Raw genomic sequence first — 17,089 nt, forward strand, 5'->3', positions numbered from 1 at the left:
TTTCATTTATCAAATAACTCGTCGTCATGGTATCGGAAAAAGTGCATATAAAATAAATATTGGATAAGTTAGCTTATTTTCCATCAAATAAATGCGCTTCGCTTTTATTTCAAAGATAGCGCCCCATATTCAATACTCGAGCCACATTGCACGCTGTATTTTCTAAGTTTTCAGCCCCCTGCTTGAGCGCCTCACTAAGCGAAGACAATCTTGGCAGAATGCTAAATACCGCCGTGACACCTTCTTGGTGCAGACCTTTCACACCATCCCCTAACACACCACTTAATGCAATAACCGGAACCTGATGTTTTGCCGCGAGTCTCGCAATACCAAGAGGCGCTTTTCCGCCAGCGGTCTGCCCATCCATACTACCTTCCCCGATGATCACCAAATCGGCATCTGGTAAATGTTGCTCAAACGCTAAAGCGTCCATCACAATCTCAATACCGGATTTAAGCTCACCGCCGAGTAGCGCAGCCGCTGCAACGGCGATCCCCCCTGCTGCGCCGCCACCTGCAAGATAACGATAGTCAGTCCCCGTTAACTGCTGAAGAAGCGCCGCAAACTGATTTAACCCATTGTCTAACTCTGCCACCATTTCTGGCGTTGCGCCTTTTTGTGGACCAAAAACTGCCGCAGAGCCGTGTTCCCCAACCAAGGGGTTACTCACATCACAAGCAATGTCGATTTTGCACTGAGATAAACGCGGATCAAGCTGCTGAATGTCGATATGCGCTATCTGCGAAAGGATATTCCCCGTGCTCCCCAGTAATTGATGATTTTCATCATAAAATCGAACACCCAGCGCCTGTAACATGCCGACACCACCATCCACTGTGGCGCTGCCGCCAATCCCTAGAATAATCCGCTCAACCCCTTGAGCAAGCGCATTGGCTATCAGCTCTCCCGTACCATAACTGTTCGTCAGCATCGGGTTTCGCTTGGCTATAGGCACTAACATCAACCCACTGGCTTGCGCCATTTCAATCACCGCCGTCTTACTTTCAGCTAATAGCCCATAATAAGCCATGACAGGGAGCCCCAAAGGATCTGCCACGGTAACTGGTATTTTTTCGCCGTGCTGCGCCGCAATCAGCGCATCCACCGTTCCTTCTCCGCCATCAGCCACTGGCAGCGAAATATATTCTGCGTCAGGAAACACGCGTTGAAAACCTTTTATCACTGATTGAGCTGCAAGCTCGGCGCTCATGCTCTCTTTAAAAGAATCAGGTGCAATGATAATTTTCATTAATCAGCATTCCTTATTTGCACGATGTCATATTTATTCTTATTTCTATAAACTATTTAAAATAATGCCGATAATCAATAAACAAATCTGTATATTTATGACGAAGTAAATATAAATCTTTCTCTCGAAACATATTTATGAATAATATATATATAAGTGTAACAGCCCATTACCTAATTCATACTTCATTATTATTTTTTGCATTATTTTTATAAAAAATAAGCCAGTAATTATCGCCATAAAAAACCAATAAAAACCCCAAAACCCAGATTATTTAGCTAATTAAATCAAAATAATCGAACATAAGACCCGTAATCCTTTGTAATTTTACTCACTAACTGAGTGATCGAAATAGCTATTAACTATCGAAAATAGCCTATCAATCCGTCATAGATATTGGTAATTAGTTTAACTTAGCGGTTAAATACACCTAAATTGATATAGTCAATTTTCGATTACTCTCGCCAATTAAAGATAATAATATTTAATTATCTTTGAATACTATTATCTCAATAAAACTCGCATGGAGGGATCATGCTAGCTAATCAACAATTCGATAGCCATGAAGTATCCACTTACATTGGTTCATTTCTTAAACGACGACGTAAAGTTGTTGGGCTCACCGGTGCTGAACTCGCTTCTCGTTTAAGCATCAGCCAACAACAGATTTCTCGCTATGAGCGAGGTGTCAATGCGATTACTATTCAAAATCTTTTGGGAATTTTGCATGCTTTAGAATTAAAAAAGCACGATATTGATGAGTTCCTACAAAATATTTTCAATTTTTATCATATCGATATTGATATGGAGAATAAGTTGTTTAACTAGGAATTAGTTTCGACTAAACAACTCGTTAGGTATAGAGAGGGTAACGCCTCTCTACCTCTTCGCTCTCTGATTTCCCCATAACTCCCCTCAATCCCCCTCATATTTGTGACAAAATCAACGCCTATAAATCAACTTTGAACATTGCTATGATGGAAAAATTAGCCAATCTTGTGATGGAGATAACGATGAGTATCCAGCGCGACACTATTTTGAGCCATGCGTTAAACCAGTTAGAGAAACAGGGGTTATCCGCCTCGACAGAGAGTTTACTCACTGAAATTGAGTCCGATTTTACGACCCTGCGCCAATTCTGGCCTGATGATGAAGCGCTCGTTTATGATTCTCTACGCTATCACGGGCAGCAAATTGAAGTGTGGCAGCGCCAAACCTTATTAGATGAGCGACTCAGCCCACAATCAAAACTCATGGCTCGTTATCAACAACTGGCAGAAAAAGTCCGTGAAGGACGCTTCCCAGGCTGCCTGTTTATTTCCGCCTGTAACTATTATCCAGACCCAGAGCACCCTATCCACCAATTAAGCCGACTGCAAAAATCCAACTCATTCAGCTTTACTAAGCAGCTGCTCGATGAGCTAGATATTGAAGATGCGGAACTCGTCGCCAATCAGATGGAGTTGGTCTTAGAAGGCTGTTTAAATCGCTTGTTGGTTAATCGTGATATCCGTGATGTGGAAATTGCTCAACAGCTTTCTGAAGATATTTTGACTATCGCTCTGTGCCGTAAAAAAGGCGCATTAAGTTAAAATTCGTACACTCGCGCGTTAAACAGGCGTTTTTTGTCGAAAAAGAAAACACTCAGTCAGAAAATGGTTTTTTTTATAAAAAATGCATTGACGGGAACAGCCTAATACGGTTTAATGCGCCCCGTTGCCCGGATAGCTCAGTCGGTAGAGCAGGGGATTGAAAATCCCCGTGTCCTTGGTTCGATTCCGAGTCCGGGCACCACTATTTAAAGAACCCGCCCTAGTGGCGGGTTTTTGCTTTCCAGCGGATCACTTCAGTCTTCACTTCTCAAAAACCTCTTTCTTTATTCACCACAACTACCCTAAAAAATAGCGCAGTATCGTGACTACAGGCTTTTGAGTAAGTCTTGGCGATATGGCAATGCGGTCATTGCACCTTTCGCCGTGGTGGCTAAGGCACCACAAATTTGAGCTTGCCCAATAATCACACCCAGCGTGTCTTCATCACGCGGCAGACCATACACCGCCAGCCCTGCCAGTAAACCTGCGACAAAAGCATCTCCCGCACCTGTCGTATCAACCACCACTACCGGTCTAGCAGAATAATGTAGGATATCTCCCTGCCAACACACCATCACCCCATTTTTACCTAAAGTGACCAGCAGCAAATCAAAAGAATACTGTGCTGAAAGCTGTGCAATACCTTGCTGAATATCCGTTTTTCCGCTTAAGAAAAATAACTCTTCTTCGGATAACTTCACCACTGAGGCGAAAGTTAGCGCTTTATGTAAACATTCACGTAATAGATTTTCATCCTGCCAAAGATCCGTTCGGATATTAGGATCAAAACTGACGCGTCCACCGACACTACGGATTTTTTCCATGGCATAAAATGTGGTACTGCGGCTCGGTTCCGCACTCAGCGCGATAGAGCAAGCGTGTAGCCATTCATTTTTCTGAAATACGGGTAAGTCTTCGACTTCTAAAAAAAGATCCGCAGCGGGACGAACCATAAACGTAAAGGTTCGTTCTCCCTCTTCATCCAGTTCAACCACCACCGTTGATGTACGATGTTGCGGATCCAACTTCATATAGTCAGTGTCCACTCTCTCTTGCTCTAGCGTGCGGCACATAAAGCGACCAAAAGGATCATTCCCGACACGACCAATAAACCCACTTTGTCCATCAAGGCGAGCAACCCCAGCCGCCACATTCGCAGGCGCACCACCCGGCATCTGAAGTAAGCAGCCTTCTCTTTCGGGGATCAAATCAACAACAGCATCACCGAGAACCCACACTTTATCGGTCATAAATAACTCCACAAGCAATATTGAAAATAGTCAGTATGATTAAATTGAATCCCTTGGTAACCAAGGCGATGAAATATAGACAGTTTCTCGATGTGTCTCCCCATTAATGATATGTAGCGCGCTGCGTTTGCCAATTTCATAATGCGGGAGTTGTACCGTCGAAAGCGGTGGAATAAATAATTCACCGATCCCAACCATATTGTCGTAGCCCACAACGGCGACATCTTTTGGGATCTTCAATCCACTCTCTAACAAGATTTGATAAACGATGAATGCGATCCGATCATTTCCACAAATAACTGAATCAAAACCCGCTTTTCCATGGTGGATCTGCTTGCGTACAATCTCAGGAATATCTGCATAGTTTTCTGTACTTAAAAAATGATGAGATAACGCATCCGCATTAATTCCATGCTCTTCACAAGCGCGCTTAACCCCAAGAGCTCGGCGAAGAGTCGCAGGGTGGTTAGCTGGGAGATATAAACACAGCGGTTGGCGGTACCCCGCATTTAATAGCGCTTTCACCGCGTTATATTGGCCATCTTCATCATCGGGTACATAGCTGGCCGTTGGTACATTTAGGCTTTCACAGTTAGCGAGTACTAATGGCACTTTCATCATGTGCTTGGTAATTTCAACCTGCCGAAGTCCCATTGCCGTGTAGATAATGCCATCTGGGCGATGAGAAAAAAGTAAACTCGCGATGGCTTCAGGGTCATCACCTTCTAGCATATTCACCACATAGCTATTCCAACCATGTGAACGCGCCGTTTCTTCAATAGACAGCGTGATATCGACAGAGAAAGGGGACGTCGCCGTATCTAGCGCCAATACCCCAATCGTTCGAGGTTTTTGTCCTGAACGTGTACCGCGGATCATCCGAGCTGAAAGATCAGGCGTATAACCCGTTTCATTAATGGCTTTCTGAATGCGTTCTAATGTCTCTTTTTTCAGCTTTTCAGGGTTATTGATAGCCCTTGAGACCGTCATCATTGAAACACCAGCCAGCTTGGCGACATCTTTTAAGAGTACCATTTTGCCCTCTTTACTCTATTTTCAACGTCTTTGTTTTCAACGTCTTTTCATCGGAGTATACCAACCAATAAATCGCCACATGATTGCGAGAATAAGAAACCTGTGACATCCCTCACATACCGCCAATGTTAATGTTAACATTGGTGATTAACATCATATTTATGCACTATACCGTCTTTTATAAAGTGAATGTTAACATTAACAATATAGACATTCTGACAGTAGGAGAATATCTATGGGCAAAAAAACACGCGCTAACATGCATGCCTATCTCACATTAAGTGGTTTGTTATTTACTTTTTTTTGGACATGGTCATCCGTGTTTTCCTTGGTATCTCTGTGGCTTAGCCAAAAAATTGGCCTAAAGGGCACCGATACGGGCATTATTTTTTCTGTTATCAGCCTAACCGCATTTTGTGCTCAGCCTCTTTATGGGTTTATTCAAGATAGGCTTGGCTTGCGCAAAAATCTATTATGGTTTCTGGGGGGATTGCTATTAATCAGCGGGCCTTGGTTTATTTTTGTCTGTACCCCGTTATTAAAATGGAACATTTTTGCGGGAGCTGCTGCGTTGGGCATTTATGTTGGCGCGACTTTCTTTGCCGGTATTGGTGCACTTGAATCCTATACTGAACGCGTTAGCCGCATTGCGAGTTTTGAATATGGTCGTGCCCGTATGTGGGGTTCACTGGGCTGGGCAGGCGCCACCTTTTTTGCAGGGTTATTATTTAATATCGATCCCAACTTAAATTTCGCCATGGGTTCTGCCAGCGCGCTGCTGTTCATCATCCTGTTATGGCGTTTACGCAATGTTCGCCCTCATACCATGAATGAGCTTGAGTTCGGCAAAACTCAGTCACTGACTATCACTGATGCGCTGGGATTATTACGCATGCGTTCATTTTGGTCTTTGGTGATATTTGTCTGCGGGGTGAGTGTTTATAACGTCTACGACCAACAATTTCCGGTCTATTTTGCCTCGTTGTTTGCTAACCAAAACGAAGGCAACGAGATGTTTGGCTACTTAAATTCGCTTCAGGTTTTCTTAGAGGCGGGAGGGATGTTCTTAGCACCTTTCCTCGTCAATCGAATTGGCGCAAAGCGAGGCCTGCTTTTGAGCGGTGTCATCATGGCGCTGCGTATTTTAGGTTCAGGGCTTGCCGACGATGCAATCACAATTTCATTTATGAAACTGCTACATGCAGTTGAACTCCCTATCCTATTAATTTCATTATTTAAATACATTACATCCGTATTTGATAAACGTTTATCTGCAACCATCTACTTAGTGGGTTTCCAGTTTGTAGCGTCGCTCTGCGCCTCATTCTTATCCCCACTCGCGGGATACAGCTATGACACATTAGGCTTTGCAGATACCTATATGATCCTCGCCGCTATCGTCATTTTCATGACGATAATTTCAAGTGTCCTTCTGCAATCAGAGGATGCATCAACCGTCAATCACATGACAACATCGAAAAAAACGGTGGAACTATGAACCAAAAACTTCAGCAAGCACAATTTGCTCTTGAGCAACTTAAAGCTCAACGTGGAAACACCTATTACCCTGACTTCCATCTTGCTCCGCCCGCTGGCTGGATGAATGATCCAAATGGTTTGATCTACTTTGATGGGTTATATCACGCATTTTATCAACATCACCCAATGAGTGCTGATTGGGGGCCAATGCATTGGGGTCACGCCACCAGCCACGACATGATCCATTGGCAACATCAGCCTATCGCGCTAGCACCCGGTGATGATTATGATCGTGATGGCTGTTTTTCGGGTTGTGCTGTAAATGATAATGGAATCCTTTCACTCATTTATACAGGGCATGTGTGGCTAAAAGAAGCCGGTGACGATAGCGCTATCCGTGAAGTTCAATGTTTAGCAACCAGCACCGATGGTATTCACTTTGAAAAACAAGGTATTGTGCTAACGCCCCCCGATGGCATTATGCATTTCCGTGATCCTAAAATTTGGCAAGAAAATGGCACTTGGTGGATGGTGTTAGGTGCTCGAGACGCGGCAAATTGTGGGCAAACGTTGCTTTATAAGGGAAATTCACTACGCGAATGGCAACTTGATCGGATCCTCGCCCATGCTGACGTTGATGGTGGCTATATGTGGGAATGCCCAGATTTCTTCCCATGTGGCGACCACCACTATTTGATGTTTTCACCACAAGGCATCCAACAAAATACAGGTTACCAATATCGTAATCGCTTCCAATCCGGCGTGATCCAAGGTCACTGGCAGCAAGGAAGCGCCTTTATACAAAGCCAAAAATTTACTGAACTGGATAATGGACACGATTTCTACGCGCCACAATCATTCACGGCAGCAGATGGGCGACGTGTCATTATGGCTTGGATGGATATGTGGGAATCTGCTATGCCATCCAAACAAGAAGGCTGGGCCGGCTGCTTAACTCTACCACGCGAGTTATTTGAACGAGATGGGCATTTATGCCAACGCCCAGTGATTGAAGCCAAATCACTACGCCAACAGAGCCACCCCATTGAGCCTCACTCGGTTAGTCAAACAGAAGTGCTACTCGACCATTCCAGCGCCATCGAGTTAGAGCTTGTTTGGGATATAAACCAAAGTAATGCAGAACGATATGGTATAGCGCTAGGTAATAAAGTGGGCGATGGATTAGAGCTGTATATTGATAGCCAATCTCAGCGCTTAGTGCTCTGGCGGCACTACCCAGAATATGAGCTGGACGGTTATCGCAGCATTCCATTACCCGCGAGCAATAAACTTTCATTGCGTATTTTTATTGACCGCTCCTCCGTTGAAGTCTTTGTCAACGACGGTGACGCTGCAATGTCTAGCCGTATTTATCCCCAACCTAATGAACGCAAGTTAATGTTATTTGCTTCTCATGGCAGAGCAGTGATTTCTGAAGGAACGCTTTGGCAGCTCAAATAATGATTGAGCCGGAATTGGGATAAACAAAATAGCCTTGTGATGTGCTTTATCACAAGGCGTTTTTAATCCTTTAGACTCTGTTGAGGCCAGTCTCATTTTTATAATATTAGCTTAAATAGATAAGCATTATTATCGACCTTATAAGTCATTCACATCAAAAAAACTCTCGGAAAACCTGCATAAAATACGGCTTTAACGTATAATCAACTCTATTGAGCTTTGGCTCACTTCACACAGTGTCGAGATCATTATAAATAACACGCGAACCCAAACTAAAATGGGCTTTTGATACTCTATTGATCAGGTGAGATATGCTGGATTTTCTAAAGAATTATGACAACTTAACCGTCAGTGAAAAAAAAGTATTAAAATATCTTACCGATAATATTGCCGATATTCCCTACTTAAATATTAATGAATTAGTCGCCAAAACGTTTGTATCTAAGACTGTCATTATTAATTTGTCCCAGAAATTAGGTTTTAGTGGGTTTAAAGAACTCAAATTCCAAATTAATAACCATATACTTTCGCAGAATAAAGCGGAAAAAAAGAACCCCGCTTCTTATAAAAAGCAGCTTGAAAATAATATCCATAAAACCTTCACCTTGATTAATGAAGAGCAAATTCGCGACTGTGCGAAAACATTACGCGGCTCGCGTAATATCTTTTTAGTGGCACGTGGCACCAGTAAAGCCGTCGGTTATTATCTTGAACACTTGCTCTTCTCTCTTGGATTGCACTGCTTTTTTATCAACGATTACAATCTCTCCGACTCTTTTACTCGTCTAGTTAACCAAAATGACACCGTCATTTTTATCTCGTTGTCTGGCGGAACCAAGAAAATCATAGAAACCGCTAAAATCGTACAATTGAAAGAGGCTAACATCATCAGTATGACCGCCTTTCACACCAACGAACTCACCGCCTACGCCAATAACACTCTTTTCTGCTTCGCAGATAGCTATGACACCAAACGGGACGATTCAAAATCCAGAACTGGATTTTTTATTCTGGTGGATTTATTAATTAATGAATTGGAAAACCTGCTGTAAATAAACTCCCACCCACCTTATTTATTTAACTTAAGGTTAGCTGAGTGCTTTTCATTCAATTATTTTTGTAATTTTTCAAATAATCATTTATTTAAAAAACCCATAACACATTTATAGAAAAATCATTATTAATATGATTTTTAAAGCTTTATTTAATTTTAATGACCTATGTCTTAATCTGTGACCTGAGATAATATTTAAAACCGTAACATCATTTCATTTAAAAAACCCAGTGCTAGTATTCCAGTTAATTTCAATAATTCTTCGTCATTAGGAAAAAATATGGCTAAAAGAAAATTCGGTGAGTCAATCCAGCGCTTTGGTAGGACACTGCTCCTGCCAATCGGGGTTCTGGCTCCAATTGGTATGATACTGGGGATCAGTGGTGCATTAGTTCAAACCTACATGATTGCTCGATTCCCTTTCCTCGGCAATGAAACCGTTAACGCATTACTTGTCAGCATCCGTTCTATCGCGGGCGTCATCTTCGACAACATCCCATTACTGTTCGCCATGGGGGTTGCCTACGGCATGAGCCAACGCGATAAGGGGATCGCGGTCTTCGCCTCCGTTGTCGGTTACCTTTCGTTGATTATCACCATGAATATTTGGTTGGTACTCACCGGTAAACTGGCGGATCCGGCGATTATGGGTCAAGTGGGACAGATTAAGGTTTTAGGTATTCAAACCTTAAACATCAGTGCCGCTGGGGGGATTATTACAGGGTTAATTGGTGCATGGGCCACCGATAAATTCTATAACCTCGAGCTGCCGACCGCCTTCGCCTTCTTCTCGGGTAAAAAGTCAGTCGCGATTATCATGGTCGGCTTAATGATCATGGTCGGCGGAACATTACCGTTTATCTGGGAAGTGTTAGTGCAAGGCTTGATGAAGCTTTCCGCCGTCTTCCTCAGTCCTGTCGGTCCGTTCTTTACCGCGGGGGGTGAACGTCTGTTTATTCCATTCGGGTTACACCACGTATGGAACGTTCTGTTTAGATTTACCGAAGCTGGTGGTACCTATGTTATTGATGGACAGACCTTTGTCGGTGTCGTTCCAGCTTTAACGGAAGTGTTATTTAAGCAAGGTCCAAGTAGTGAATACTGGGCAATGATGCCAAGCCTGACGCGCTTTATGGCACAGCAACAAATGCTGGTAACGCTGTTCCTGTTCCCTGCGATTGCATTAGCTATCTATAAAACATCGAAAAAAGAGAACCGTGCTGAAGTTAAATCGATGTTGGTGACCATGGTATTGACCGCGATGCTCGGTAACGTGACCGAACCGCTCGAATTTACCTTCGTGTTTATCGCACCGCTGCTGTACTTAATCTATGCCATCATCGTCGGTATTGGTGCAGTGTTACTGTCATTCGCAGGCGTCGCTATCGGGTATATCCGTGGAACCGTGTTTGACTTCACTATCTTCGGTCTGCTGTACGAGCACACTAACTGGATATTCTTAGTGCTGATTGGTGGCGGTTTAGCGGTAGTGACTTACTTCATTTTCTACTGGGCGATTATCAAATTTGATATCAAAACCCCTGGTCGTGAAGAGTCGAGCAACCTGAAAAACACCTTAATTAAAGAAAAACGTTATGGCGAAATCGCTGAGATCCTTGTTGAAGCCTTAGGCGGTAAAGAGAACATTCGTAACGTAGATAACTGTATTACCCGTATGCGTATTGATGTCGCAGAAGTGAATAAAATTGATAAAGATTTAATGTTGGAATCAGGATGTACCGCATTCTTCTTTCCATCGGCAAACCACGTCCACGTAGTGTATGGACCGAAAGTTGAATTTGTTCGCAACGCTGTTGATGAGTTCATGAAGAAATAAAAGGATATATGATGAGAGCCTTATATGATTCTAAGAGTAAAACCATCGATGACCGCGGTATAAAAGCCCTGTTATCGGATGAAGCCAAATACAATACTTGGCTGATGTTTGAATCCATGTTAGCTCAAGCGCAGGCTGAAGCGGGGTTCATTCCCCAATCAGCGGCTGATGAAATTAAAGAAAAAGCGGTTATTGAGAACATTGATTTTGAAGAGATGAGCCGCATTTACCAAAAAATTGGGCACGGCTTCGTTCCCTTCTTAAAAGTGTTGGTGAATGCCTGTTCTGAAGAGAGTGGTAAATACATCCATTACGGAATTACCACTCAAAATATTCAGCAAAGCTCGCAGCTGTACATGATGAAAACGGTACATAATAAATTTATGTTCCTGTTAAGTGAGATCATCGAAAACCTGTCGGGTCTTGCTGAAAAAACTAAGCATATGGTGATGCCGGGCAGAACCCATGGACGCCACGCTATCCCAATTACTTACGGGTACAAAGTGTCCGTGTGGATCAGCGATTTCATCGACTGCTACCAGCGTATGAAAGAGTGTGAAAAGCGTGTATTTACCATCATGATGGGCGGTGCTGTGGGCGCGTTTAACTCCATGCCGGGGATTGGTCTAGAAGTGCAAAAACGCGTTGCTGAACTGACGGGTATGCATGCGATGGAAGTGCCATCACGTAACCTTAGCACCCATAAACTCGAGTACATGGCGAACTTAGCGCTGATGGCGAATATCTGCCATAAAATCGGGGAAGAAGTTTACAGCACGACGCTGGAAGAAATAGCGGAAGTGTCTGAAGGCTTCACCAAAGGCACTGTGGGCAGCAGCACCATGCCACACAAAATCAACCCGAAACTGGCGAAAGGGATTATTGCTAACTCTCAAAAACTGTATTCATTACCGAGTGTTGGGATGTATTCTGCCGTCAGACCGTATGAAGGTGATAGCAGCTCTTATATGTTATTCGATGGACTTATCGAAGAAGCGTTGGAACTGACCACTGAAATTTTATTAAGAACTGAAGAGCTTTCGAGAACCCTCGTGCCTCACGAAGAGAGAATGTTGCATAACGTTCTGAGAAATAAAGGGTTAGATAATACTGAATACGTGATGATGAAAATGGCTGAGAAGCTGGGTAAAGATAAAGCGCACTCATTACTGTATGAAGAAGCCATCAAAACCGCAGCGGATGGCGAGGATTTCTACACCAACCTCACCAAGAACGAAACCATTACGGCAGCATTTAGCAATGATGAAATCAAAGCGATGCTAGACCCACGTTCGTATATTGGTTTGTCCGTTGAAATCGCAGAAAAAGAAGCGAAACGTGGTTTAGCCGCAGCCCAAGAAATTAAACAGCTTTATCAGTAATTATTCGCTTAATAATTTAACTTAAACCTGTTATTTGAAGCCGCCATTTTAAAACAATGGCGGCTTTTTTTGGTTATAAAAATATGAATATTGCTAAATAATAGAAAAATAATTCATTACTTTAAATTAGTCATTAATACTTAAAAAATAATTAGCAAGAATGACTGTTAATAAATAATATGAATTTGTTACCACATCTGATTTATTCTCAATAAATTTATCTAAATTTTAATTCTTGTATTCAAAAGCAAAAATTAATTTAATTCCCCACATAGAACTATCATTTAATTTGTTCTTTTCGCGTTCTATTAATCTGCGTTTCATGTGATTAGCTAGTCAATAAATCTACTTTTTCGATAAATAAAAAGATTTTGAGATGGCGCTCAAGTATTTATTTTTATAAAACACAGATTATCTCTGCGATTCTGTTTTTGATTCTTAATGATGTTTTTTGATTGATAACAAAGGTATCAGAATGAACAAAGCACATAAATTTGCATCATCTTCTCGTTATAAAAATAAAGCTGCAATCAATAAAAATATTTTTCAACTTTCTATTATTACTTCTGCGCTGTTATTTTCCGGCTATACGCTGGCTTACTCTGAAACAGGGCAACTTGGTGATAAAAATAGCTGGGAAAGCCAAGAATATAAAAATGACTGGGGTTTAGCCGCCATGAATGCCTCCAGTGCTTACGCGCTGGGATATCATGGGCAAGGCGCTAAAATCGGCGTAATGGATTCAGGCGCGCTGTTATCTCACCAAGAGCTAAGTGGTTCCCGCTTCCACGCAGTTAAAGCCAAAGGTGAGTACGGCTCCACGGGGATGCGTTATCCTCAAGAATTAGGCGGCCACTATGAAAAAGGCCAAGCTTTCGATGTGACTGGAGACTGGATCAAAGGCGTGAACGATACTCACGGCACCCACGTGACAGGCACCGTCGGCGCTAACCGTGATGGCGAAGGAATGCATGGGGTCGCATGGGGCTCTGATGTGTATGTGGGTAACACAGGGGCTACCGACAGCAATAACTACGGCCCTTATCAAGATTACCAATATTTCTATACAGGCTGGAAAGCCATGGTGGATGCAGGTGCCCAAGTGATCAATAACAGTTGGGGAACCAACCCAAGAATTATTGATGCAGGGAAAACAGTCGGCCCTGATGGTGGTAACACCACCGTACATTTACCGGTCGATACTACTCAACAAACTGAGTACGAATATTTCTACTTCAAAAAAATCTACGGGGATAATCCATCCTTTGTGGATGCCGCCTATGATGCCGTGAAAGGCACTAATGTTGTTCAAGTCTTCACCACAGGCAACCGCGATTTCAAAAACCCGTACTACCGCCCTCTTTACCCTTATTTCAATCCACAAGCTGAGAAACATTGGATTGCGGTTGCTGGATTAAAACAGACGGCAGACAAAACAGGCTATGAAATTGAAGGTATGTTCAACGAAGCGGGTAATGCCAAATGGTGGACGGTCGTTGCCCCTAGCCGCTATATCTATTCCAGTGTTGTGGATGAAAACGGCAATCCAGGTTGGGATACCTTTAGCGGAACATCAATGGCAGCGCCGCACGTCACGGGTGCTATGGGCGTTTTAATGTCCCGTTATCAATCCATGAATGCCCTGCAAGTTCGTGATGTGATGTTCACGACTGCTAACCGTTACAACCCTGATGGCAGCCTCTATAAAGGTTGGACATCCGCTGATGGTGTACCTGATGAACGCTATGGTTGGGGTACACCTGACCTCGAAAAAGGCATGTATGGTCCGGGTCAATTCTTAGGTAAATTCGAATACCAACTGGATGCTGTACCACTCGATGTCTGGACAAACGACATCAGCCAAGCGGCGTTAGATCAGCGTGAAACCGAAGATTTGGCGTGGTTAGCCGATTATAAAGCCAACGGTATTGATGCTGGCGGTGATTACAATCTTGGTACCGATTTCGTGGTAAACGATGGCAACCCAGACCCAACTTCCCACATTGTTGATAAAGAAGATGCTAAAAAATGGCGTCAGGAATATTACCAAAAACGAGCTGAGGCTATTCAAGCCAAAATCGATGCAGGTCTGTATGACGGCGCTTTAGTCAAAACAGGTCAAGGTACATTGGTGATGACGGGGGATAACACCTACCGTGGTGGTACAACCGTCGAGCAAGGCTCTCTGTACGGTTTTACTGAATCCTTTGGTACTGCGGACGTGAATGTTAACGGCGGCACAATTAGCGTGCTTAATCGTTATAACGACCAATTCACTCAAAAAGGTCAGTTAGTCTCCAATGAAAGCCATAAAGCCAATATCAACATCAACGATAAAGGTACCTATTTAGTTACCGCAGGTCATGATGTGAATGTCGGTAATATGACCTTAAATCAAGGGGCTAAACTGGACGTTGCTGCCGATAATATTGGGCAACTGAAAGACGTTTATCTGAATGATAATTCAATCCAAGGTACGGTTAACGCAGATAATTTAGCCGACAACCGCGCTAAAACCAAAATGCTCGCAGCAAATACCAATAATGCTGCCGCAGATGATTATGCACTATTCCAAAAAGACGTTTCCGTAAAAGACAACGCCATTACGGGCTCTCTGAGCAAAAAAGCGGATACCTCATTTGCTTCATTTGCCAATAATGAAAATGGTCGTTCGATTGCTAATACACTAGAAAGTAATGCTAAAGGTCAGCTATTTGATGCAACGCTGCCGATGAGCGAACGTGACCTTCGTAATACTTATCAATCACTCGGTAGCGATATGTACCTTAATGCGAATAATGCCAGTGTGGTGAACGTATTAGGTCTAACTCGTACTGTGAAAGATCAGGCTATCGGCGTGGGTCATGGTCGCTATGCTAATCTCGAAAATAGCAATGCACGCATCTGGATGACGGGTGTTGGTCAATGGGGCAACCTTGATTATGGTTACAGCAATATGGATACCGATTTCTACGCAGCGTTAGTCGGTGCAGAAATTGATGTCGCTGAGCACACCAAAGCAGGTCTGTTCTTTGGGGCGGGTTCAACCAAATATAAAGCTCACGAATACGGAAAAATTGACAGCAATGACCTGCATGTTGGTGCCTATGGTGTATCCAATATCAAAAATGTGGCTGCGGTTAACTATGGTGTCACTCATACAAACCAAGACAGAGATGCGAAACGCACGCTGTGGGTAGGTCAAGAGTCCGGTTATAACTCCACCAGCTATGATGCGAAAATTACTCAGTTCTTCGTAGAAGGTGCCTATACCCAACTGAATAATGACCGTTATTCTGTTGAGCCTTATGCTGGATTTAACTGGCTGCATGTCACCAGCGACAATCTGCATGAGCAAGTGGGTAATATGCAATTCACCACCAAAACTGACAACCAAGATATCCAAGTCGGTACTGTTGGTTTGCGTGGCGGCTATCCATTCAGCGCGGGTAATGTAAATCTCACACTGAAAGGTGACGTATCTGCGAGCCATTTATTTGGTGATACTCGTCCTGAAGCGATGCTGTTCCTGTCAGATACTGGCGAAGCCAAAATTCGTGGTGGCAAGTTAGATAACTTATTTGGCGTGGGCTTAGGGGTTGATGCTCAGCTGAATAAATCCACGACTTTCGGTGTTTCTTACCAAGGTCAATATAACAGTGACGTTAGCTCCAGTGGTGTGAATGCAACACTGAAAGTGAATTTCTAATCACACTTTGAGTCTGTAAAAATGTTGGGCTCCGTCTTTACGGAGCCCAACATTTATTATTTTCATACTGATTAGCGCAGCGCATGAATATCAGAAGGAGATAACCCAGTAATTTGACTAATAATATCGACACTCAAACCTAACTTTAAACTCATTACAGCTTGCTGTTGCAAGTTTAGTACCATTTGTTGCTGATAGTGTTGACGTTCATTCGCTAATTTTTGTTGGCTAATCATTCGTTCCTCTTCCCTTCCTTTTTCCATTCCTTCATTTCTCAATCGCTGTGCAATATTCATCACGGTCTCCTGATGCTCTTCTGTTTGCTCAACCAACGTTTTTACTATATGGGTATAAGCAGGTGTGTCCATAACGCTAAAGAGGTAATTAATAACCAAAATAACATCATCTTGATGATTTTGATTATTGTTGAGTACCTGAACTAATCGTTCCGATAATCCGAATACGTCACCCTGTAGAGATGCATGCTTTAAAACTAACTCCATCGCAGCAACTTTACGGTGATTCACAAGTTCATCGTCACTTGCCATTGTCAGATCCACTAATGGCAGTGGATTGCAATACAAACTATGGGCTAAATCAGACCACTCAAAGCAATCCGTCCATGGCTGGGAATAAGGATAAGGGGATTGATTTCCATGATAAAACAGGATGGGAACCACCAGCGGCAAAGTTTGGTGCCCCTGCTGCAAATGCTGGTTCATCGCGCAAAATGCGTAATGCATCAACCTCCAACCCATCAGCTTATCGGGGGAAGATTGGTGCTCCACCAAGAAATAAAAATACCCCTTACCCTTGAGCGTTTGCACGGAATAGAGCATATCCGAAAAGCGAGAGCGCAGCGTTTTATCCACAAATGAAGCACTGGCTAATTTCAACGTATCAAAATTGCAAAGGTGTTTAATGCGATTAGGAAGATGGACTTCAAAAAAATCCCGCGCATTATCCACTTTGCTCATAAAGCCTTTAAAGGTTGAATCATGAGGAGCTACAATTGATTGGGTCGCCATCTCGGCCTCATCT

Annotated in this window: 12 protein-coding genes and 1 tRNA gene; 9 read left to right on the forward strand and 4 right to left on the reverse strand. The window is 43.1% G+C overall.

What is annotated here, in order from left to right; translation table 11 throughout:
* Nucleotides 1-109 precede the first annotated feature (109 nt).
* Nucleotides 110-1,249 (reverse strand): glycerate kinase, encoded by a 1,140-nt coding sequence (locus H0913_RS16165; protein ID WP_181477602.1) that lies wholly within the window; start codon nucleotides 1,247-1,249, stop codon nucleotides 110-112.
* 534 nt (nucleotides 1,250-1,783) lie between these two features.
* On the opposite strand from H0913_RS16165, the gene H0913_RS16170 reads away from it, so the two are divergent.
* From H0913_RS16170 to H0913_RS16180, 3 genes are all read left to right on the forward strand, one after another.
* Nucleotides 1,784-2,077 (forward strand): helix-turn-helix domain-containing protein, encoded by a 294-nt coding sequence (locus tag H0913_RS16170; RefSeq protein WP_181477603.1) that lies wholly within the window; start codon nucleotides 1,784-1,786, stop codon nucleotides 2,075-2,077.
* A gap of 191 nt (nucleotides 2,078-2,268) precedes the next feature.
* Nucleotides 2,269-2,841 carry a division control transcriptional repressor DicD gene (gene dicD / locus H0913_RS16175; protein ID WP_418055385.1) on the forward strand — a complete coding sequence of 191 codons (573 nt, stop codon included), beginning with the start codon at nucleotides 2,269-2,271 and terminating at the stop codon, nucleotides 2,839-2,841.
* A gap of 126 nt (nucleotides 2,842-2,967) precedes the next feature.
* Nucleotides 2,968-3,043 (forward strand) — tRNA-Phe (locus H0913_RS16180).
* Between the two features lie 124 nt (nucleotides 3,044-3,167).
* On the opposite strand, the gene H0913_RS16185 is transcribed toward H0913_RS16180, so the two are convergent.
* A complete protein-coding gene (locus tag H0913_RS16185) occupies nucleotides 3,168-4,091 on the reverse strand; it encodes an aminoimidazole riboside kinase (RefSeq protein ID WP_181477605.1) in 924 nt (307 codons plus the stop codon).
* 39 nt (nucleotides 4,092-4,130) lie between these two features.
* Complete coding sequence (locus tag H0913_RS16190; RefSeq protein WP_154603525.1) at nucleotides 4,131-5,126, reverse strand: LacI family DNA-binding transcriptional regulator; 996 nt, start codon at nucleotides 5,124-5,126, stop codon at nucleotides 4,131-4,133.
* Nucleotides 5,127-5,361: 235 nt separating this feature from the next.
* Here H0913_RS16190 and H0913_RS16195 point away from each other — a divergent pair, with 235 nt between their 5' ends.
* The 6 genes from H0913_RS16195 to pta all read left to right on the forward strand — a co-directional run bounded on the left by H0913_RS16195 (nucleotide 5,362) and on the right by pta (nucleotide 16,048).
* Nucleotides 5,362-6,624 (forward strand): MFS transporter, encoded by a 1,263-nt coding sequence (locus H0913_RS16195; protein WP_154603526.1) that lies wholly within the window; start codon nucleotides 5,362-5,364, stop codon nucleotides 6,622-6,624.
* A complete protein-coding gene (locus tag H0913_RS16200) occupies nucleotides 6,621-8,066 on the forward strand; it encodes a glycoside hydrolase family 32 protein (RefSeq protein ID WP_181477606.1) in 1,446 nt (481 codons plus the stop codon). Before H0913_RS16195 ends, H0913_RS16200 begins: the two co-directional genes overlap by 4 nt.
* A 311-nt stretch (nucleotides 8,067-8,377) precedes the next feature.
* Nucleotides 8,378-9,118: a MurR/RpiR family transcriptional regulator gene (locus H0913_RS16205; protein WP_154603528.1), complete on the forward strand. Its 741-nt coding sequence runs from the start codon at nucleotides 8,378-8,380 to the stop codon at nucleotides 9,116-9,118.
* A 282-nt stretch (nucleotides 9,119-9,400) separates the two neighbouring features.
* Entirely contained in the window at nucleotides 9,401-10,957 is a 1,557-nt protein-coding gene (locus tag H0913_RS16210; RefSeq protein ID WP_006658525.1) for a PTS transporter subunit EIIC, read from the forward strand.
* Nucleotides 10,958-10,968: 11 nt separating this feature from the next.
* Nucleotides 10,969-12,339 carry a class-II fumarase/aspartase family protein gene (locus H0913_RS16215; protein ID WP_181478821.1) on the forward strand — a complete coding sequence of 457 codons (1,371 nt, stop codon included), beginning with the start codon at nucleotides 10,969-10,971 and terminating at the stop codon, nucleotides 12,337-12,339.
* A gap of 475 nt (nucleotides 12,340-12,814) precedes the next feature.
* Nucleotides 12,815-16,048 carry an autotransporter Pta gene (pta, locus tag H0913_RS16220; RefSeq protein WP_232368799.1) on the forward strand — a complete coding sequence of 1,078 codons (3,234 nt, stop codon included), beginning with the start codon at nucleotides 12,815-12,817 and terminating at the stop codon, nucleotides 16,046-16,048.
* A 71-nt stretch (nucleotides 16,049-16,119) separates the two neighbouring features.
* Here the strand turns inward: pta and H0913_RS16225 are convergent, their stop codons facing one another.
* Entirely contained in the window at nucleotides 16,120-17,076 is a 957-nt protein-coding gene (locus tag H0913_RS16225; RefSeq protein ID WP_181477607.1) for an Rpn family recombination-promoting nuclease/putative transposase, read from the reverse strand.
* Nucleotides 17,077-17,089 lie beyond the last annotated feature (13 nt).

The sequence above is a fragment of the Providencia rettgeri genome, assembly GCF_013702265.1.
In the GTDB taxonomy this organism is placed as follows: domain Bacteria; phylum Pseudomonadota; class Gammaproteobacteria; order Enterobacterales; family Enterobacteriaceae; genus Providencia; species Providencia zhijiangensis.